General features: G+C 54.4%; 19 protein-coding genes. 10 read left to right on the forward strand and 9 right to left on the reverse strand.

Annotated elements, in window-relative coordinates:
- Nucleotides 1-39: 39 nt before the first annotated feature.
- The 6 genes from surE (at nucleotide 40) to Q4501_RS17715 (ending at nucleotide 5,538) form a co-directional block, all read left to right on the forward strand.
- Nucleotides 40-810 carry a 5'/3'-nucleotidase SurE gene (gene surE, locus Q4501_RS17690; protein WP_303597587.1) on the forward strand — a complete coding sequence of 257 codons (771 nt, stop codon included), beginning with the start codon at nucleotides 40-42 and terminating at the stop codon, nucleotides 808-810.
- Complete coding sequence (locus Q4501_RS17695; protein WP_303597588.1) at nucleotides 807-1,463, forward strand: protein-L-isoaspartate(D-aspartate) O-methyltransferase; 657 nt, start codon at nucleotides 807-809, stop codon at nucleotides 1,461-1,463. The genes surE and Q4501_RS17695 overlap by 4 nt, the downstream gene beginning before the upstream one ends.
- Before the next feature lie 74 nt (nucleotides 1,464-1,537).
- Nucleotides 1,538-2,461 (forward strand): DUF368 domain-containing protein, encoded by a 924-nt coding sequence (locus Q4501_RS17700; protein WP_303597630.1) that lies wholly within the window; start codon nucleotides 1,538-1,540, stop codon nucleotides 2,459-2,461.
- A 320-nt stretch (nucleotides 2,462-2,781) separates the two neighbouring features.
- On the forward strand, nucleotides 2,782-3,576 hold the full coding sequence (locus tag Q4501_RS17705) for a peptidoglycan DD-metalloendopeptidase family protein (protein ID WP_368498015.1): 795 nt from the start codon (nucleotides 2,782-2,784) through the stop codon (nucleotides 3,574-3,576).
- A gap of 157 nt (nucleotides 3,577-3,733) precedes the next feature.
- Complete coding sequence (gene rpoS, locus Q4501_RS17710; RefSeq protein ID WP_303597590.1) at nucleotides 3,734-4,744, forward strand: RNA polymerase sigma factor RpoS; 1,011 nt, start codon at nucleotides 3,734-3,736, stop codon at nucleotides 4,742-4,744.
- 218 nt (nucleotides 4,745-4,962) lie between these two features.
- A complete protein-coding gene (locus Q4501_RS17715) occupies nucleotides 4,963-5,538 on the forward strand; it encodes a chalcone isomerase family protein (protein WP_303597591.1) in 576 nt (191 codons plus the stop codon).
- Between the two features lie 65 nt (nucleotides 5,539-5,603).
- Here Q4501_RS17715 and nth read toward each other — a convergent pair whose 3' ends face one another.
- The 8 genes from nth to metG are packed head-to-tail and all read right to left on the reverse strand — an operon-like array spanning nucleotide 5,604 to nucleotide 13,866.
- Nucleotides 5,604-6,242: an endonuclease III gene (gene nth / locus Q4501_RS17720; protein WP_303597592.1), complete on the reverse strand. Its 639-nt coding sequence runs from the start codon at nucleotides 6,240-6,242 to the stop codon at nucleotides 5,604-5,606.
- A 28-nt stretch (nucleotides 6,243-6,270) separates the two neighbouring features.
- Entirely contained in the window at nucleotides 6,271-6,984 is a 714-nt protein-coding gene (locus Q4501_RS17725; RefSeq protein WP_303597593.1) for an electron transport complex subunit E, read from the reverse strand.
- Nucleotides 6,985-6,986: 2 nt separating this feature from the next.
- Nucleotides 6,987-7,688 carry an electron transport complex subunit RsxG gene (rsxG, locus tag Q4501_RS17730; RefSeq protein ID WP_303597594.1) on the reverse strand — a complete coding sequence of 234 codons (702 nt, stop codon included), beginning with the start codon at nucleotides 7,686-7,688 and terminating at the stop codon, nucleotides 6,987-6,989.
- Nucleotides 7,689-7,691: 3 nt separating this feature from the next.
- Nucleotides 7,692-8,744 (reverse strand): electron transport complex subunit RsxD, encoded by a 1,053-nt coding sequence (gene rsxD, locus Q4501_RS17735; protein ID WP_303597595.1) that lies wholly within the window; start codon nucleotides 8,742-8,744, stop codon nucleotides 7,692-7,694.
- 21 nt (nucleotides 8,745-8,765) lie between these two features.
- Nucleotides 8,766-10,604 carry an electron transport complex subunit RsxC gene (rsxC, locus tag Q4501_RS17740; protein ID WP_303597596.1) on the reverse strand — a complete coding sequence of 613 codons (1,839 nt, stop codon included), beginning with the start codon at nucleotides 10,602-10,604 and terminating at the stop codon, nucleotides 8,766-8,768.
- Nucleotides 10,604-11,176 (reverse strand): electron transport complex subunit RsxB, encoded by a 573-nt coding sequence (rsxB, locus tag Q4501_RS17745; RefSeq protein ID WP_303597597.1) that lies wholly within the window; start codon nucleotides 11,174-11,176, stop codon nucleotides 10,604-10,606. Before rsxB ends, rsxC begins: the two co-directional genes overlap by 1 nt.
- 15 nt (nucleotides 11,177-11,191) lie before the next feature.
- Nucleotides 11,192-11,773: an electron transport complex subunit RsxA gene (gene rsxA, locus Q4501_RS17750; protein WP_303597598.1), complete on the reverse strand. Its 582-nt coding sequence runs from the start codon at nucleotides 11,771-11,773 to the stop codon at nucleotides 11,192-11,194.
- A 53-nt stretch (nucleotides 11,774-11,826) separates the two neighbouring features.
- Complete coding sequence (metG, locus tag Q4501_RS17755) at nucleotides 11,827-13,866, reverse strand: methionine--tRNA ligase (protein ID WP_303597599.1); 2,040 nt, start codon at nucleotides 13,864-13,866, stop codon at nucleotides 11,827-11,829.
- Nucleotides 13,867-14,004: 138 nt separating this feature from the next.
- Here metG and apbC point away from each other — a divergent pair, with 138 nt between their 5' ends.
- The 4 genes from apbC to Q4501_RS17775 all read left to right on the forward strand — a co-directional run bounded on the left by apbC (nucleotide 14,005) and on the right by Q4501_RS17775 (nucleotide 17,832).
- Nucleotides 14,005-15,105 carry an iron-sulfur cluster carrier protein ApbC gene (gene apbC / locus Q4501_RS17760; RefSeq protein WP_303597600.1) on the forward strand — a complete coding sequence of 367 codons (1,101 nt, stop codon included), beginning with the start codon at nucleotides 14,005-14,007 and terminating at the stop codon, nucleotides 15,103-15,105.
- Between the two features lie 254 nt (nucleotides 15,106-15,359).
- Nucleotides 15,360-15,926 carry a dCTP deaminase gene (dcd, locus tag Q4501_RS17765; protein ID WP_303597601.1) on the forward strand — a complete coding sequence of 189 codons (567 nt, stop codon included), beginning with the start codon at nucleotides 15,360-15,362 and terminating at the stop codon, nucleotides 15,924-15,926.
- A complete protein-coding gene (locus Q4501_RS17770) occupies nucleotides 15,923-16,522 on the forward strand; it encodes a YjaG family protein (protein ID WP_303597602.1) in 600 nt (199 codons plus the stop codon). The genes dcd and Q4501_RS17770 overlap by 4 nt, the downstream gene beginning before the upstream one ends.
- Before the next feature lie 29 nt (nucleotides 16,523-16,551).
- A complete protein-coding gene (locus Q4501_RS17775; RefSeq protein ID WP_303597603.1) occupies nucleotides 16,552-17,832 on the forward strand; it encodes a valine--pyruvate transaminase in 1,281 nt (426 codons plus the stop codon).
- Here the strand turns inward: Q4501_RS17775 and Q4501_RS17780 are convergent.
- Nucleotides 17,829-18,581, reverse strand: coding sequence for a DUF3108 domain-containing protein (locus Q4501_RS17780; RefSeq protein ID WP_303597604.1), 753 nt, complete (start codon nucleotides 18,579-18,581; stop codon nucleotides 17,829-17,831). The two genes, Q4501_RS17775 and Q4501_RS17780, sit on opposite strands and share 4 nt — an antisense overlap.
- Nucleotide 18,582 lies beyond the last annotated feature (1 nt).

An 18,582-nucleotide genomic window follows, 5' to 3' on the forward strand; every position in this document is an offset into this window, starting at 1 on the left:
GCCCAGTGATTTACTGGATAGCATTTTTTGGAGAGTACTGTGCGCATTCTGTTATCGAACGATGACGGTGTTCATTCACCGGGGCTGGCTGCCCTTTACGAAGGCCTCAAGGGCCTGGGTCATCTTGAAGTCGTAGCGCCGGACAGGGATCACAGCGGCGCGAGTAACGCCCTGACACTCAACCGGCCTCTGACGGTTGAGCAGCATTCCAGCGGCTTCCGGTCGGTCGACGGTACGCCTACAGACTGCGTGCATCTTGCTGTTAACGGCCTTTTTCGTGAGCCCTTCGACCGTGTGGTTTCGGGCATCAATACCCATGCGAATCTGGGTGATGACATCATCTATTCCGGCACCGTAGCGGCCGCAACTGAAGGTCGTCACCTCGGGTTGCCAGCAATTGCAGTCTCTTTGGTGAGTGAGGGGCGTAATCATTTCGAAACGGCTGCCAGAGTCGTGCGCATGCTTCTGGAGACTGCGCAGCCTTTTGTTCTGGGACCTCGCTCTATATTGAATGTCAATGTGCCAGATGTGCCATGGGAAGAGCTTGCCGGGTTTCGCGTTACCCGGCTTGGTGACCGGGAGCGTGCCGAGGGTGCTGTTCCGATGACCTGTCCGCGGGGTAAGGAAAGGTACTGGATCGGTGCTGCGGGGAAGGGCGGTGACGCCGGTCCTGGAACCGACTTCCACGCTGTCTCGCAAGGCTATGTTTCTCTTACGCCAGTGCATATAGATATGACTCGCCACGAAGCCCTCGTTTCGCTCAGAAGCTGGGTGGACTCCCTTCAGGCATCCATGGGGGGCGGTGCGTGAGCGGTGAGCTTCAAGGTATCGGGATGACATCCCGGCGCACACGTATGCGTCTGGTGCAGCGTCTTAAAGAATCTGGTATTGAATCAGATCGTGTTCTGGACGTCATGGGGCAGGTGCCGCGGCATATTTTTCTGGATGAAGCTCTGTCGCATCGGGCCTACGAGGACACGTCTCTGCCTATTGGCTATGGTCAGACGCTGTCCCAGCCCTACATTGTCGCCCGAATGACTGAATTGTTGCTCAGGCATGAGCCCGAAAGAGTGTTGGAACTGGGCACAGGATCAGGTTACCAGACAGCTGTTTTATCGCAGCTTTTTGAGCGGGTTTACAGTGTGGAACGGATCAAGCCTCTTCAAGATCGTGCTCGGGAGCGGCTGCGTCAGCTCAATATCCGCAACGTGATGCTCAAGCATGCAGACGGAGGCATGGGGTGGCCCGAGCGAGGCCCGTTTAATGGCATTATCGTCACTGCCGCTCCTATGGAAATTCCAACTGAGTTGCTGGGCCAGCTAGCTGACGGTGGCGTACTGGTGGCTCCGGTTGGTGAAGAGCATCAGGTGCTTGTAGAAGTGATTCGCAACGGGGACCGGTTTGAGCGTCGTGAGCTGGAGCCGGTCCGCTTTGTTCCTTTGTTGGGCGGAGTTATCCGTTGACCGAACAAGTAAAGAAAACCAGCACGCAAAGCAGTGGCCGCGAACATCACCCCGCATCGGTGTTTTTACGGGGCATGGCTATGGGCGCAGCGGATATCGTTCCAGGCGTTTCCGGCGGCACCATTGCGTTCATAACCGGTATCTATTTCCGCTTACTTGAGGCGATCAATGCTGCCCCGGGAGCCGTGTTCAGAGAACTTTTCCGTGGCAGGCCGAAAGCCTTCTGGCAGGCCTGTGACGGCACATTTCTCAGCTTGCTGCTGGCGGGTATTCTCATCAGCGTTGTTACCCTTGCGTCTGCCATCAGTTTCCTGCTGGACGAATATCCGATTCAGATCTGGAGCTTTTTTTTCGGGCTGATTGTTGCCTCTGTTCTGCACGTTGGCCGCCAGGCAAACCATTATCGTACATTCCTGCTCATTCCACTTGTTGCTGGCATCGTCGTCGCGTGGTGGATCTCAACACTGTCTGGTGGCGACCTTAACCCTTCCGCCCTGACCTTTTTTGGCGCTGGCGCTGTGGCAATTTGCGCGATGATCCTGCCCGGGATTTCCGGTAGTTTTATTCTGGTTATCCTGGGTATGTATGCTCCGGTTCTGGCAGCTATAAAAACCTTTGATGTTGCGGTGTTACTCTTATTTATGTCGGGTTGCCTGGTTGGCCTGCTATCGGTAGCACGGCTGATTACCTGGGCTTTTCACAAGTATCATGACCCTGTGTTGGCCCTGCTTACCGGTTTCATGATTGGTGCGCTCAATAAGGTATGGCCCTGGAAGGAGACTCTTAGTTGGCGCACCAACAGCTCTGGCGAGCAGGTGCCCTTGAATGAGGTCAGTATCAGCCCCGGGGCATTCCTCGATCTTACCGGTCTGGACCCACAGGTTTGGACAGCAGTGATGATGGCTATCACCGGGTTTGCTCTTGTATTGCTGGTCGAGTGGGTTGGTGGGCGTAACCAGAATACAGAGCCGCGTCCGGCATCCGATAATGCAGGCTAAATCCGGATAGGCCCCGTGTTACATTTATGGGCACGCGGTTGTTCCCGGCCGTAACAAAGACCGCCATGGGTAACAGGGGTTGGGCCAGAGCGACTTGGATTTCAATCCAAAATATGCAATAAATTAGCGAGTTACTTTTAAAACTTCAGGGTTTTCTTTGAACCGATTCAGAGCTTATACAGATTACTCCTAACCGGGCCGGTGTTATTCCAGTGAGATTACTACGTGGGTTAGTTCATGCCGCACTGCCGGCCTCCCCGCGGTTCCGCTTTGGTGCCCAGCCTTCTGCCTGTGCACCCGAAACGGGCAGACTCTGGCTCATTCTCGCTGCAATCCTTGTCTTGGCCGGTACCTTGAGTGGGTGTAACACCCAGGCGCTTCACCAGGATGATATTTACAATCCGCCTGTTTACTGGGGGAGCCATGTCGTCCGACAGGGCGAGACCCTGTATGGCATCGCCTGGTCTTACGGCCGCGATTACCGGGAACTGGGCAGTGCCAATGGCATCGGCCCACCCTGGACGATCCGCGCCGGGCAGGTGCTCCGGCTGGACCGTCGTGGCAAGGTTTCATCCGGCAGTGGCAGTGTTTCGACAAGTGCCCCCAGGCCATCTCAGAATACGTCTTCCCGGGCTCCGGTTGCCAAATCCCCAGCCTCAACAACAACGACTAACCGGAAACCCGTGGTCACCCGAGGTCCGGATAAGTCTGCTCCCCTGGATTCACGCACGCAGACGGTAGCCAGTATTCCCTGGCGCTGGCCGCACTCTGGCACCGTAATTGCAGGATATTCAGCATCCGGAAAAGTCAATAAAGGCGTTGATATTGCCGGGAAAGCCGGGGATGCTGTAAGGGCTGCCGCAGACGGAAGTGTGGTCTACGCCGGCAATGGTTTGCTGGGTTATGGCAATTTGATTATTGTGAATCATAACGAGCATTATCTGAGTGCATACGCTCATAACCGGAAAATTCTGGTTAGTGAAGGGGAGGGAGTAAAGGCCGGGCAGGTCATAGCAGAGCTCGGCGGCAGTGGTTCGGAGCGTCCGATGTTACATTTCGAGATCCGAAAAAATGGTAACCCGGTTGATCCGACGCATTATCTGCCACCACGCTAATGACTGTTGCGGAGTCTAAAACAAGAAGAAATGATGGTAACAGCGCATAAGCTGGCCATTGAAGAAGTCCTGAAGAAAAAAGAAATAACCAAGGCTCGCAATAAAAAAAGAAGTATCGGGCGCTAATCCAGGATTGTTGAAAGGCGGGGCAAGAGATATGTCAGCAGAACAGGAAGATATGATTGTTGATCGTCTAACAGACGTCGATGGCTCTACGAACGTTGATGACTCTGAGGATCAGTTACTCGCAGAAGAAATAACCGATAAGAGCACTCCGGAGGCTGCTGAAACCAACGAAGCGTTTCCTTCCCAAAGGCGGTATTACGCCAGCTCGAAGCAGCTGGACGCCACTCAACTCTATCTCAACGAAATTGGTTTCTCACCGCTTCTGACAGCTGAAGAGGAAGTCTATTTTGCACGTCTGGCGCGCAAAGGAGAGGACTCCGGCCGTAAACGAATGATCGAGAGCAACCTGCGACTGGTTGTAAAAATTGCCAGGCGCTATGTGAATCGTGGATTGACCTTGCTTGATCTGATCGAAGAGGGGAATCTCGGGCTGATCCGTGCAGTCGAAAAGTTTGATCCGGAACGCGGCTTTCGCTTTTCCACTTATGCGACCTGGTGGATCCGCCAGACGATAGAGCGGGCTATCATGAACCAGACCCGCACTATCCGCCTGCCTATTCACGTAGTAAAGGAGCTGAATCTTTACTTGCGGGCAGCCCGCGAACTTACACAGCAGCTTGATCATGAGCCCTCGGCGGAAGAAATTGCAAAGCGTGTGGACAAGCCGGTTAACGATGTTAAGCGCATGCTGGGTCTTAATGAGCGCGTTGCCTCGATGGATACGCCGATCGGCGCCGGCGGTGAGAAGTCTTTGCTGGATACCGTGGCTGATGAAGGTGCCTCCAACCCTGCAGATGTGCTGCAGGACAACAACATGTGTGCCTGCCTTGGGAAATGGATAGACCAGCTCAGCGACAAGCAACAGGAAGTCCTTTCCAGGCGTTTTGGTCTCAGGGGTTACCCTGTCAGTACTTTGGAGGAAGTCGGACAGGAAATTGGGCTGACCCGTGAGCGTGTTCGACAGATTCAGGTAGAGGCACTAAGACGTCTACGCGAAATCCTCGAAAAAGAAGGTCTGACAGGAAATCTCCTGTTCAAATAGCTTTTCTGACGCAGTATCCGGAACGCCGGCCATGTTTCATGGCTGGCGTTTTGTGTTTTAGTTGTTCTGAAAAAGTATCCCTGACAAGTAACCGCGCAAATGAGAACCAGGTTGCGACTGCCCCCTTTTGGTCATTGTTAGAATAGCGAGGCCGGGGGCTGCGGACTTTTACCTGGTGACGAATGAATTCTCATAATAATGACTAAAAGGAAAGAACGATGAAAAAAGCGTTTTTGACGGGCTTTGCATCCCTGATGCTGGCCGCCACACTTTCAGCTCCTGCTTTGGCGTTGACCGTTGAAGGTGTTGATGTTCCTGAGACCTACAACGCAGACAGCACCGAGTTGGCCTTGAACGGTGCAGGTACCCGCTCCAAATTTTTCATGGATCTTTATATTGGCAGCCTTTATGTGCCTCAGGTACAGCGGGATGGCAATGCCGTGATTGAGGCTGATGAGCCTCAGGCAATAACGCTGCATATTATTTCCGGCATGATCACCAGTGACCGTATGACAGAAGCGACCATGGAGGGCTTCAAGGCTTCTACGGGTGGTGACATGGCTTCCGTTCAGGCTGAAATTGACCAGTTCATGTCGGTATTCAAAGAAGAAATCAAGGAAGGTGATGTGTTTGATCTGGTTTATGTGCCGGGTGAGGGTGTTAAAGTGCTTAAGAATGGTGAGCAAAAAGATACTGTCGGAGGTCTTGAGTTCAAGAAAGCCTTGTTCGGTATCTGGCTTTCTGATGAGCCGGCTCAGAAGAGTTTGAAGAAGGAAATGTTGGGTCAGGGCTGACAGAACTCTGATGTTTATAAAAGAAAAGCCGGCAAGAGCCGGCTTTTCTTTTATACGAGGGTATCTTACAGATAATCGTTTTTTTGCTTGAACTCGCAGAGATCCTCAATAATACAGGCTCCGCACCGGGGTTTGCGTGCTACGCATGTGTAGCGCCCGTGGAGGATAAGCCAGTGATGGGCGTCCTGAAGAAACTCTTTCGGCACCAGCCGCATCAGACGGTTTTCCACTTCCACAACGTTCTTGCCCGGAGCAATGCCAGTGCGGTTGGATACGCGGAAAATATGAGTGTCTACTGCCATGACGAGCTGCCCGAACGCGGTGTTCAGAACCACGTTGGCAGTTTTTCGGCCGACCCCAGGGAGTGCTTCTAGGTCCTCGCGATTATCCGGCACAATGCTGTTGTGTTTTTCAATCAGTATGCGGCAGGTCTTGATGACGTTCTCAGCCTTGCTGTTGAATAACCCGATTGTTTTGATGTAGTCCTTCAGGCCTTCCACGCCAAGTGCAAGTATGGCCTCCGGCGTATTGGCGGCAGGAAACAGCTTGTCAGTCGCCTTGTTAACGCCTACATCCGTAGCCTGCGCAGAGAGAATAACCGCAACGAGTAACTCAAACGGGCTACTGTAATTCAGCTCGGTTTGCGGATGGGGGTTGGCTTCCCGAAAGCGGGAGAATATTTCAATACGCTTGGCTTTATTCATGTTGTTTCGTTACGACTCCAGCCGCAGATTATGAGACATTCCCGGTAACACGCACACGTTTGCTACCGGGTATTGTCGATGGCTGATCTGCCTTCTGGCGCTCCTTCAAATGATTGTCGATACCGTTTTTCAGGGCAATGAGCAAACCAAGGCCAACGAATGCGCCGGGTGGGAGGACCATAAATAACATATCCGGATAGTTGCCAAACGGTTCTATTACCCAATCGGCGGCCATGGGGCCGAGCAGCAGGTGCATATCCACAAACAGAGTGCCTTGGCCGATCAGTTCACGCATACCGCCAAGGATAACCAGTACGACCAGGAAGCCCGCGCCCATCATTGCGCCATCCAGCAGTGCAGGGCCAGGAGCATTACGAGAAGCAAATGCATCGGCACGGCCAAGAATGGCGCAGTTGGTAACGATCAGAGGAATGAAAATACCCAGGATCTGATAAAGCTCGTAAGTATATGCCTGCATTAACAGCTCGGCGCAGGTGACGAAGGAAGCGATAATCATTACAAAAGCCGGCAGGCGCACGGATTCTCCGACAAAGTTGCGGATCAGTGAAACCGCGAGGTTTGAGCCCATCAATACCATGAGGGTTGCCAGCCCCAGACCGATTGCATTGACGACCGTGCTGGTGACGGCAAGAAGAGGGCACAGTCCGAGCACCTGAACCAGCGCCGGGTTGTTGTCCCACAGGCCGTCACGGATGATTTCTCTGGACGTTTTTGTCGCCATGGTCAGGATTGCTCCAGATTCAGGGATTCATTGGTCAAGTCCCCGGGAGTGACGTCAGGGCCTTGCCCTGTCGGGGTTCTGTTCAGCCGGGACCGGATAATCTGTTGGTTTTTCCGGGAATAAATCAGCGTTTTTTGTACAGCTTTCACTACCGCTCGAGGGGTGATGGTGGCGCCGGTAAACTGATCAAAGGCCCCGCCATTCTTTTTGACATTCCACTGCTTTGGTGCCGGGTTGCCCAGAGAGCGCCCCTCAAAGTCTTTTACCCAGTCGGACTTCCGGGTTTCAATGCGGTCACCCAGCCCTGGAGTTTCCTTGTGGTCAATAACCCGCACACCGAGAACTGTGCCCTCAAGGTCAATGCCCACCAGAAGCTTTATAGCGCCTGAATACCCGTCAGGCGCAACGGCTGGCATGATCATGCCGACCGGTCGCCCGTCCTGACGTGCGACCCATACGGTCACCGGTCCCTCTGTTGCCAGCCGATCACCTGCCGGCAGCACCAGCGTATCCCTGAGCATGTCGTTGTTGTGAGCGCTTTCAGGGATGATTTCAAACAGCGCTTTGGCTTCTGCTCTCGCCGCCTGTTCTGCGATGCGTTCGTTGGTGAGTGCCTGGGTAACGGCAATGGTGCCACCGGTAATTACAGCAAACAGCCCAAGCCCGAGAGCACTACGCCGAATGGATTGAATCATCGTCGCCATGGCTCAGCTCCTGCCCCGGCCGGGCAGCCCTCGTCGGGCTTTGTGGTGGCCGTAGGTTCTCGGCGTCGTGTAGTGATCAATAAAAGGCACGGCAAAGTTCATGAGCAATACGCTGAACGCCACGGCATCCGGATAGTTACCCCAGCTTCGAATCAAATAGATAAGAACACCGATTCCCGCTCCGTAAATCAGTTTACCCTGATGGCTGGTTGCGGCAGAAACCGGATCGGTTGCGATAAAAAATGCTCCGAGCATGGTGCCTCCTGCAAGGAGGTGCAGTGATAGGGGTGCGAATTGATCCGCGTTGCTGCCAAATGCCAGGCTCATGACAACCAGCGCGCCCAGAAGAGCGGCCGGAATATGCCAGGTGATAATCTTCAGGCCGATGAGTACGAGCCCACCCGCCAGAAAGGCAGCGTTGACCCACTCCCATCCTCTGGCAACGCCATCGCCAAATGTGGGGTGCACCAGAACCTCGGCTGAGGTGTGGGTGACAATTTTATGTTTGTACTCGTCCAGCGGCGTTGCCATCGTCCAGCCGTCAACGGCAGTTTGCTGCCCCGAGACAATTGCGGCCAGAGTATCCCCGAAACCGGCTGCATCATTCCAGAGTAGCCCCGGCTCTGCCCAGTTAGTGGTCATGGCGACCGGGAACGAAATCAGTACCAGCGCGTAGCCCACCATGGCAGGGTTGAAGGGATTGGAGCCCAGCCCGCCGTATAGCTGTTTGGCTATCACAATCGCTGAAATGACCGCCACTGCCGATACCCACCAGGGCGCAAACTGAGGCAAGGACAGCCCGAGCAACAGCCCGGTTACCGCAGCAGTATTATCCTTGAGAATAAACCCTATCGGCTTGCTGCGTAGCTTCAGAATCGTAGCTTCAGATGCCAGAGCAATAGCGATACACCAAACAACGTTGATCAGGTTACCCCAGCCGAAAAACAGGGTCTGTGCGAGAAGGCCCGGCAATGCTGCGAGTATGACCCATAGCATCACCTTCGATGTCGGGCGCGCGTTGTGAGCATGAGGTGAAGACTGTTGAACAAACGCCATTGATATCGGGCCTGATTCGGGTTATTCGATGGACTGGGATTCGGATTGGGTTGTAGGCACTTTGCGAGCGTCCGCCAGAGCTTCTTCTGCCCGTTTTACCCTGTCATGATTCTTGGTGACCGCACGCTCCAGTTTTTCCACGTTGTCTGCTTGCTGCGCCTTTGCCTCTTCGAGCATCGCCTGCATGGTTTCCAGCTTGGACTGTGCCTGAGCCAACTGTTTCTCCAGTGCTTCTGTGTCTGGCTTTTCCAGGGGCGTGGTCGATGGCATAGTTGCCTGGGCTTTTGCAGCTTCGCTACTGGCCTTTTTACGCGCCAAAGCCTGCTCAACCAGTGCGGAGCCTGCTGCACGCTCGTCGACAGCTTTCCCGTTGGCAGCAGCCTGCTCAGCTTCAGCTTTCTTTTTGGCCTGGGCTTCTGCAGCGGCTTTTGCACGCTCCTTACGCCGCAACTCTTTATCCAGCTGCTCTCGTTCAAGCCGTTCCTGGCGGGCCTCAAACCGTTCTCTGGCCCGGTCGGCTTTAAGCTGTTCGGCGCGCTGAACTCGAATCTCGCCCTTGGCGTAGCGATAGTATTGTACAAGTGGAATCGAGCTTGGGCACACATAGGAGCAGGCCCCACACTCAATACAGTCGAACAGGTTCAGGTGCTCCGCTTTTTCAAATTCTGCGGCTTTTGCATGCCAGAATAATTGTTGCGGTAGCAGTTCCATGGGACAAACTTCCGCACACTGTCCGCAGCGGATGCAGGCCTGTTCGGGTGGTGGCGCGGGCAGCTCGCTTGAGGTTGCCGCAATAATGCAGTTGCTGGTTTTGATAATCGGCACTGCCGTGGTCGCCAGGGTGTAACCCATCATGGGTCCGCCAAGAACCAGGCGGCTGACACGGTCATTTTGCAGTCCTGCGTGTTCGAGAAGATAGTCCACCGGCGTACCCAGCAAAACATCAAAATTGCCTGGTTTTTTTAGCGCCTCGCCGGTTAGAGTGACTATGCGTTCGATCAGCGGCGTACCTTCAAAGATGGCCCGGGAAACCGCAACGGCTGTTCCTATGTTCTGGCACATGACGCCAATATCGGCCGGAATACCACCACTGGGAACTTCCATCCCGGTCAGAATCTGGATCAACTGCTTTTCGCCGCCTGACGGGTATTTGGTCGGGATGACGGCGATTTCAATTTTGGTGCCTCGGGTGGCTTCATGCAGAACAGCTGCAGCCTCCGGCTTGTTATCTTCAATCCCGATAACGCAGCGTTCGGGGCGCAGAATCCAGGCCATTATCTTGAGCCCGGCAATAACTTCATGCGCTCTTTCTCGCATGGTCATGTCGTCGGCAGTAATGTAGGGCTCACATTCAGCGCCGTTGAGGATCAGTGTGTCGACCTTGCGATCCCGGCTTGGCTTCAGTTTGATGTCTGTCGGAAAACCAGCACCACCCATACCTGATATACCGGCTGAGTGAATTGCGTCCAGAACCTGGTCCCGGTCGAGCTTGCGATAGTCGCTAAGCGGGTAACGCTCGCACCACTCTTCCTTGCCGTCCGGCTTCAGAACGATGCATTTGTCTGTCATGCCAGACGGATGTGGTACTGGGCGGTCACCGATGTTTTCAATTACACCGGACGTGGGTGCATGCACGGGGACACCCATACCGTGGCTGACATCGGCTATCTTCTGGCCTTTCAGTACCCGGTCACCCACCGCGACAATGGGTTCGGCGGGTTCCCCAATGTGTTGTTGCAGAGGCAGCACCAGTTGCCCGGGGACGCCAGCGTGCTGAATGGCACGGGTGGTTGAAAGCTTCTTGCGCTCTGCAGGATGAACACCGCCACTGAAATCCCAAAGCTTGATCGTAGAGGGCATCAGGCGTGGGCCTCCTGCCGGTCTGTTGCAATAATTTCGGGTGCAGGCTGTGTCCAGCCCCTGATATCGGGTTCAATGGTGATCATATCAATGCAGTCAACAGGGCAGGGCTCCACGCACAGATCACAGCCTGTGCATTCACTTTCAATGACTGTGTGCATATGTTTTGCAGCACCCAGAATAGCGTCCACCGGGCAGGCCTGGATGCATTTGGTGCAGCCAATGCATTCATCTTCCCGTATCACAGCAACGCGCTTCGCTTGTTCTACGCCGTGTTCGGCATCCAGCGGCTGGGGCTCTACATCCAGCAAATCTGCCAGCGCTTTGATCGTGGACTCACCGCCAGGAGGGCACTTGTTGATGGCACCACCCTCGGCAATAGATTCGGCATAGGGGCGGCAGCCGGGAAACCCGCATTGGCCGCACTGGGTCTGCGGCAGCAAGGCATCAATCTGTTCCACCAGAGGGTTACCTTCAACCCGGAAGCGCTCAGAGGCAAAGCCCAGCAAGCCCCCGAAAACCAGAGCGAGGGCAAGCAGAACCAGAACGGCGATCAGAATGCCTGTCCACATAAAAGCGCGCCTCCGTTAAACGCTGACCAGGCCGGTAAAGCCCAGAAACGCCAGTGACATCAACCCTGCGGTGACCATGCCAATGGCTGCACCCCGGAAGGAAAGGGGTACGTCTGCAACGGCAATGCGCTCGCGCATTGCGGCGAACAGTACGAGTACCAGGGAAAAACCAGCGGCAGCGCCAAAGCCGTAGAGTACTGATTCAACGAAGTTGTTGTTTTTATTCAGGTTAAGAAGTGCGACGCCAAGTACGGCGCAGTTGGTGGTGATCAGAGGAAGAAAAATGCCCAGCACACGATAGAGCAGTGGGCTGGTTTTGCGAACCACCATCTCTGTGAATTGAACGACTACGGCAATTACAAGGATGAAGGTGATGGTTTTCAGAAACGCCAGATCCAGAGGTTCCAGCAGGTAGGTGTAGGCAAGATAACTGCAGACGGATGACAGGGTCAGCACAAAGGTTGTGGCCAGGGACATGCCCATAGCCGTTTCCAGTTTGCCTGAAACCCCCATGAAGGGGCACAGGCCAAGAAACTGGACCAACACGAAGTTGTTCACCAGGATGGTGCTGACCAATATCAGTAAATACTCTGTCATCGTTACATCGTCATCATCATTTCACCATCGGGGCGTGGCGCCTCGATCCATGTTTACATCACCCGCATGCCAGGGGTCGCGCCTGAATCCGGAGAGAGAATAAAGATATCCTTGCCGCCTGGGCCTGCCGCCAGAACCATGCCCTCAGACATGCCGAACTTCATCTTCCGGGGTTTGAGGTTGGCGACCATCACCGTAAGACGGCCTTCAAGATCCTCAGGGTTGTAGGCTGACTTGATACCAGCAAACACGTTGCGTTCGCCATGCCCCAGGTCAAGGGTCAGGCGGAGAAGCTTGTCTGCGCCTTCAACATGCTCTGCTTTGACTATTTTAACGACTCGAAGATCCACTTTCGCGAAATCATCAAATTCAATTTCGGCAGCAATCGCTTCGCTCTTTTCGGGCGCTGAGGCTGAGGGCTTTCCAGTGGCTGCAGGCATTTCCTCTTTGGATGCATCCAGCATTTTTTCAATCTGCGCCATGTCCACACGATTCATCAGCGGCTTGAACTTGTTGATGCTGTGGTTCTCCAGCCTTGCACCGCGATCGTTCCAGTCCAGCTTCGTGTTCAGGAAGTCTTCGGAGGCCCTGGCAGTCTCTGGGAGCACAGGAGCAAGGTAAATCATCAACAGGTGGAACATGTTGAGGGCATTGGTACAGATGGCCTGCAACTGTTCATCCTGGCCTTCTTGTTTGGCAATAACCCAGGGCTGTTCATCGTTTACATATTGATTGGCGATATCGGCCAACTCCATGATGCGGCGCATTGCACGGCCGAATTCCCGGGCCTCATAGAAAGACTCAAGTTCCGTGCCGGCATCAATAAACTCTTTCAGTTTGTCGTGTTCGGTCACTTCGCCAAGCTTTCCATCAAAGCGCTTGGTAATGAAGCCCGCGCTGCGACTGGCAATGTTGACCACCTTGCCTACCAGATCCGAATTAACCCTGGCAGCAAAGTCCTCCAGGTTCAGGTCCATGTCGTCCACCCCACCGGTTAGTTTGGCGGCAAAGTAGTAACGCAGATATTCCGGGTTCAGGTGGTCCAGATAGGTCCGAGCCATAATGAAGGTGCCCCGGGACTTGGACATCTTTTTGCCGTTGACCGTCACGAATCCGTGGGCCCATACGGCCGTTGGCGTGCGGAAGCCCGCGTCATGCAGCATCGCTGGCCAGAACAGAGCGTGGAAGTTAATGATGTCCTTGCCGATAAAATGATAAACCTCGGCGGTGGAGTCGACCTTCCAGAAGTGCTCGAAATCTATATCATCCCGGTTACACAGGTTTTTGAAGCTCGCCAGATAGCCAATGGGGGCGTCCAGCCAAACATAGAAGAACTTACCGGGCGCATCGGGGATTTCAAAGCCGAAATAGGGCGCATCACGGCTGATGTCCCACTCCTGAAGGCCGGCGTCGAGCCACTCAGCCAGTTTGTTGGCTACTTGTGGCTGTAGCGCACCGCTGCGCGTCCACTTGGTCAGGAAGTCCGTAAACTCAGGCAGTTTGAAGAAGTAGTGCTCCGACTCCTTCTCGATCGGCGTAGCGCCGGAAACAGCAGAGCGCGGATTGATCAGCTCGGCAGGCGTGTAAGTTGCACCACAGACCTCGCAGTTGTCGCCATATTGATCGTCTGCTTTGCATTTCGGGCAAGTGCCTTTGATAAACCGGTCCGCAAGAAACATGTTTTTCTCGGGGTCAAAGGACTGAGTGATCATTCGGGTCGCGATCTTGCCGTTCTTCTGCAACTGCCGATAGATGTATTCGGAAAAATAACGATTCTCTTCCGAATGGGTGGTGTAGTAGTTATCAAAACGGATGTGAAAGCCGCTGAAATCCTGCTGGTGCTCCTCACGGATCCGGTCGATCAGCTGCTCGGGCGTAATGCCCTCCCGCTCGGCACGAAGCATGATGGCAGTGCCGTGGGCGTCATCTGCGCAAACGTAGTAGCAAGTGTGGCCTCGCATATTCTGATAGCGCACCCAGATATCAGTCTGGATGTATTCCAGCAGATGACCCAGGTGAATGGGGCCATTGGCGTAGGGCAGTGCGCTGGTAACCAGAATATCGCGCTGTTGCTTTGAACTCGCTTGCGTCATGGTGTGTCCAAACCTTTCATCGGATAAGGGTTGTATGGTCAGAAACGGGCACAGATGATACCTTTCAAGCAAATAATTTTCACCCGAAACACCTGTTTTCATGCTGAAAAGCCGCATGAACTTATTCCGGAGAGCCAGATGACACAGATTTCAGAGCAGGCGCTGCAGGCGGCCGTTCGTGAATACCGAGATCCGTACCTGCAAAAGGATCTATACGACCTTGGTGCCGTTAAATCGCTGGCGGCCGACGAAGCAGGCCATGTGACCCTGATGATCGAGTTGCCTTATCCGTCAAAAGGCATTGCAGGCGGCCTGAAACAACTGGTTGCCAATGCGCTCGAAAGCGTTGACGGTGTCGAAAGTGCCGACGTACATGTGGCCCAAAAGATCCATTCTTATAAAGTTCAGAAAGACCTTCCGTCCGTTCCCGGTGTCAAAAACATCATAGCCGTCGCCTCCGGCAAAGGCGGCGTGGGCAAATCCACCACCGCCGTCAATCTCGCCCTGGCGCTGCAGGCAGAAGGCGCGCGGGTAGGTGTACTCGATGCCGACATCTATGGCCCCAGCATTGGCATGATGCTCGGCGTGCCCGAAAACAAACGCCCGGGTGTGCGGGAAGAAAAATACTTCCTGCCAATGGAGGCCCACGGCCTTCAGGCCATGTCCATGGCCTTCGTGACCACCGACAAAACCCCCATGGTCTGGCGCGGTCCCATGGTCAGCGGCGCGGTGATGCAATTGTTACAGCAAACACTGTGGGATGAACTCGACTACCTTATCGTTGATATGCCTCCGGGCACCGGCGACATCCAGCTTACCCTGGCCCAGAAAGTCCCTGTCACCGGTGCCGTAATCGTCACTACCCCTCAAGATATTGCCTTGCTTGACGGCAAACGCGGCATCGAAATGTTCCGCAAAGTCGAAATTCCCGTGCTTGGCGTTGTGGAAAACATGAGCGTCCACATCTGCAGTAACTGCGGCCATGAAGAACACCTGTTTGGTGACGGCGGTGGCGAGCGAATTGCCGACGAATATGAAACAACATTGCTCGGCCAATTGCCCCTGCACATGACTATCCGGGAGCAGACCGATGGCGGTAAACCCACGGTAGTGGCAGAGCCGGAGTCGGAAGTGGCGCTGCGCTACCGCGATATCGCGCGCCGGGTTGGTGCAGAGCTTTCGACAAGGGAGCGCAACCTCAGTGGCGCTATCTCTAGCGTGTCCGTGAAGTCGCATTAATTCAGAGCTGATTTGCGTGGCTGTCAGCACCCAGGCGCGTTCGCGGGCGCAGGAAAGGCGCTCCGAAAATGTCGTAGGCCAAGGACGGCCGGAGACAAGCGCACATGGATGTGCTCGTAGCGGTTTTTGGAGCGCCTTTCTGTGACCCCAGCCCCAAGACCAGAACCCTCGAGGCCACACAGCGAAGCTTCGACAGAACCCAACTGAACAGGTAAACTACGCCCCAATTTTCCCAGTGGATACGAGACTTCGCCATGAGCATCAAAGCCGATAAGTGGATTCGCCGGATGTCTGAAGAGCATCGCATGATCGAACCCTTCGAAAGCGGTCAGGTTCGTGAAACTGAAAAAGGCCGGATTATCTCCTACGGCACTTCCAGTTACGGCTACGACGTACGCTGCAGCAACGAATTCAAAATCTTCACCAACGTACACTCCGTCACCGTTGACCCTAAAAACTTCGACGAAAAAAGCTTCGTGGATTTCACCGGCGACGTCTGCATCATCCCGCCGAACTCTTTTGCACTTGCACGTACCGTCGAGTACTTTCGCATCCCCCGCAGCGTTCTCACCGTATGCCTGGGTAAGTCCACCTACGCACGCTGCGGCATCATTGTAAATGTGACCCCGCTGGAGCCAGAGTGGGAAGGCCACGTAACCCTAGAGTTTTCCAACACCACCAACCTGCCGGCTAAAATTTACGCGAATGAAGGCATCGCCCAGATGCTATTCTTCGAGTCTGACGAAGTTTGTGAAACAAGCTACAAAGACCGGGGCGGTAAATATTTTGGCCAGACCGGCGTGACCCTTCCAAAAACATGAACGCCAACCAGTTTCTCAAAGCTGTTTCACAACTGCAGGGATGGCGTGAATGCGCCTTCCTGCTGGCTCTTGCCGAGCGTTCATTCCCGAATTATGCGCTGTTTGCCGAAGCGGTTGGTCTGAAAACCGGCGGCAAAATGCACCAGATTCTGGATCTTGCCTGGGGCACGCTCCAGGAAGATGTAACAGAAACAGCTATCCCGCAACTGCTGGCGAAACTCGAAACTCTGTCTCCGGATGTCGAAGCTTACGACGCTTATGGTGTTTACCCGGCGTTTGATTTTTGCCAGTTGCTGGAGCAGGCACTGCTGAATCGTCTGAATCCTTCGAAACACCGGGCCACAGAAGCATCGCAGCTGGCGACCGCCACCGTTATGAGCTTTATAGAATTGTCTGAAGGTGAAGGGCTCGAAGAAGACGAGCTAGTGCGCTTGCTGGATTCTCATCCGCTGATGAAAGAAGACAAAACCTTCCAACGCGACCTGGTGCTGGCCCTCAAGCGCCAACGCACGCCACTGGAACTTTTTATCACCGAGCTCCGGGAAGACGCCGCAAACGAAGGCGTCAGCAATCTAGGTATCTCGCTGGGGGATTGAAGCCCCATTGATCACACGGACAAAACCCAATGAAGCTTTCTACTTTTGGTCGCAAATTTACCGCGGACGCTGGTATAACCTCGTTAATGGATGACCTGGGCAACGCAATGGCGTCTGGCGACGACATGATCATGATGGGCGGCGGCAACCCTGGACACATCCCTGAGATACAGAAACGGGTACAGCAAATTCTCGCTGACATGAGCCAGAGTGAAAGCGACGTTCGCCGGTTGGTTGGTATTTACGATCCCCCTCAAGGCGAAAAGCAGTTCATTGCTTCCCTTGCGGAGCTGCTAAGCCGCGAATACGGCTGGGATCTTAAGCCCGGTAATATTGCGCTCACCAATGGCAGCCAGGCAGCGTTCTTCATGTTGTTTAACATGTTCGGTGGCGATTACGGTGAAGGCCAGCGCAAGCACATATTGTTGCCACTGGCACCTGAGTATATCGGCTATGCAGATGCCGGTATCGAGCCGGGTCTGTTTCATGCTGTGCAGCCGGATATTTCGTTCACCGACGCCCACGAATTCAAGTATCGAGTGGATTTTGATGCGGTAGAAGTGACTGGAGAGACCGGTGCCATTTGCGTGTCCCGGCCGACCAACCCGACCGGCAACGTGGTTACCGATGAGGAAATGGCCCGGCTGGAACAGATGGCGCGCCAGCATGATGTGCCGCTGATCGTCGACGGGGCCTATGGCACGCCTTTCCCGAGCTTGTTGTTCGTGGATGCCAAACCCACCTGGAATGATCAGATTATCCTGTGCCTGAGCCTTTCCAAGCTTGGCTTGCCGGCAGCTCGAATAGGTATAGTGATTGCTGCCGAGCCGGTGATCAAAGCCTTGTCGGGCATTAACGCGATCATGAACCTGGCAACAGGAAGTTTCGGAGCCATGCTCGCCGAGCCGCTGGTGCGTTCTGGCGAGATCCTGTCGTTGAGCCGCGATGTGGTCTGTCCGTTTTACAAGAGAAAAATGGAGCTTGCTGTATCAGCCTTCCGTGAGGCTATGGGTGAGGACAGCTGCCGCTGGTACGTTCATAAGCCGGAAGGCGCGATGTTTCTGTGGCTATGGTTCCCCGATTTGCCCATTACCAGTCTTGAGCTTTACCAGCGGTTAAAAGCCCGGGGTGTGCTGGTGGTGTCGGGCCATTATTTCTTCCCGGGGCTACCGGAAAACGATGATTGGCGGCATCGCCACGAATGTCTGCGCGTAACCTATTCGCAGGATGATGAGCGTGTGGCGCAGGGGCTGCGAATTATTGCGGATGAGGTAAAGGCTGTGTGGGCAGAAGCGGATCGGGAGGTTTAATCTCCCAGATCCACGTCCTTGAGCTTGAGCTCGTAACGACTGCCATCGGGTTCGACCTGAAGCAGGCGAACCAGAAGGTATCTATTGTCCGGGTCGAACCACATCAGCGTTTCCCGCTGGGAATTTTCACGAATTTTTTCGGCTTTAAGGTAAGAGGACTGGTTGCCATCCGTGCGGCTGGCGTCATCACTCACCACCGAAAAGCGCTCGCTATCAACCCTGCCGCGGTCCACAACCTGGTATTCCATTTCCCGCTCGCCGCTCCGGATGTCCTGATGTAACTGGAGCTGGAAGCCAAGAGGGTCGAGGTTGCCTTCTGCCAACTCGATCCGGAAAGGCTTTTCACGGTACTCCCCTGTGGCGATTCCACTTTTCCAATCAAAATCGATGGACTGTTCTCTGTCTTTAATAAGGAATCCCGACAGGCGATAGCGGTATCTGAGTGGAATGACCTGGCCGTTTTCCCATTTGAAGATCAGAGATTCATCAATATCAGCAATGAACGAATTCACGTCCGTACGATATAGCCAGACCTCATTGCCTTGGGAGGTCAGGATGCGTTTGGCGGTGCCATTGAGGGACAGGCCTTTATCCAGTTCAGCATCAAAGCTCACCTCAAATGGAAACAAGCCCGGGCTCGTTTCGGCTTTTGCGGCCGTGCCCAGGAGCAGTGCGATCATGGCCAAAAGCGGCAGAAATATCATCCGGCCTTTTGCGGGGGCGGGCATCGTCTGTCGTGCTGAATACATC

The organism is Marinobacter sp. 2_MG-2023 (assembly GCF_030546935.1).
In the GTDB taxonomy this organism is placed as follows: Bacteria; Pseudomonadota; Gammaproteobacteria; order Pseudomonadales; family Oleiphilaceae; genus Marinobacter.

Bases quoted from the DNA above. Each gene is read 5' to 3' on its own strand.
- Q4501_RS17700 (WP_303597630.1), top strand. From the start codon at position 1,538: ATGGCTATGGGCGCAGCGGATATCGTTCCAGGCGTTTCCGGCGGCACC.
- rpoS (WP_303597590.1), top strand. From the start codon at position 3,734: ATGTCAGCAGAACAGGAAGATATGATTGTTGATCGTCTAACAGACGTC.
- Q4501_RS17715 (WP_303597591.1), top strand. From the start codon at position 4,963: ATGAAAAAAGCGTTTTTGACGGGCTTTGCATCCCTGATGCTGGCCGCC.
- nth (WP_303597592.1), bottom strand. From the start codon at position 6,242: ATGAATAAAGCCAAGCGTATTGAAATATTCTCCCGCTTTCGGGAAGCC.
- Q4501_RS17725 (WP_303597593.1), bottom strand. From the start codon at position 6,984: ATGGCGACAAAAACGTCCAGAGAAATCATCCGTGACGGCCTGTGGGAC.
- rsxG (WP_303597594.1), bottom strand. From the start codon at position 7,688: ATGGCGACGATGATTCAATCCATTCGGCGTAGTGCTCTCGGGCTTGGG.
- rsxD (WP_303597595.1), bottom strand. From the start codon at position 8,744: ATGGCGTTTGTTCAACAGTCTTCACCTCATGCTCACAACGCGCGCCCG.
- rsxC (WP_303597596.1), bottom strand. From the start codon at position 10,604: ATGCCCTCTACGATCAAGCTTTGGGATTTCAGTGGCGGTGTTCATCCT.
- rsxB (WP_303597597.1), bottom strand. From the start codon at position 11,176: ATGTGGACAGGCATTCTGATCGCCGTTCTGGTTCTGCTTGCCCTCGCT.
- rsxA (WP_303597598.1), bottom strand. From the start codon at position 11,773: ATGACAGAGTATTTACTGATATTGGTCAGCACCATCCTGGTGAACAAC.
- metG (WP_303597599.1), bottom strand. From the start codon at position 13,866: ATGACGCAAGCGAGTTCAAAGCAACAGCGCGATATTCTGGTTACCAGC.
- apbC (WP_303597600.1), top strand. From the start codon at position 14,005: ATGACACAGATTTCAGAGCAGGCGCTGCAGGCGGCCGTTCGTGAATAC.
- dcd (WP_303597601.1), top strand. From the start codon at position 15,360: ATGAGCATCAAAGCCGATAAGTGGATTCGCCGGATGTCTGAAGAGCAT.
- Q4501_RS17770 (WP_303597602.1), top strand. From the start codon at position 15,923: ATGAACGCCAACCAGTTTCTCAAAGCTGTTTCACAACTGCAGGGATGG.
- Q4501_RS17775 (WP_303597603.1), top strand. From the start codon at position 16,552: ATGAAGCTTTCTACTTTTGGTCGCAAATTTACCGCGGACGCTGGTATA.
- Q4501_RS17780 (WP_303597604.1), bottom strand. From the start codon at position 18,581: ATGTATTCAGCACGACAGACGATGCCCGCCCCCGCAAAAGGCCGGATG.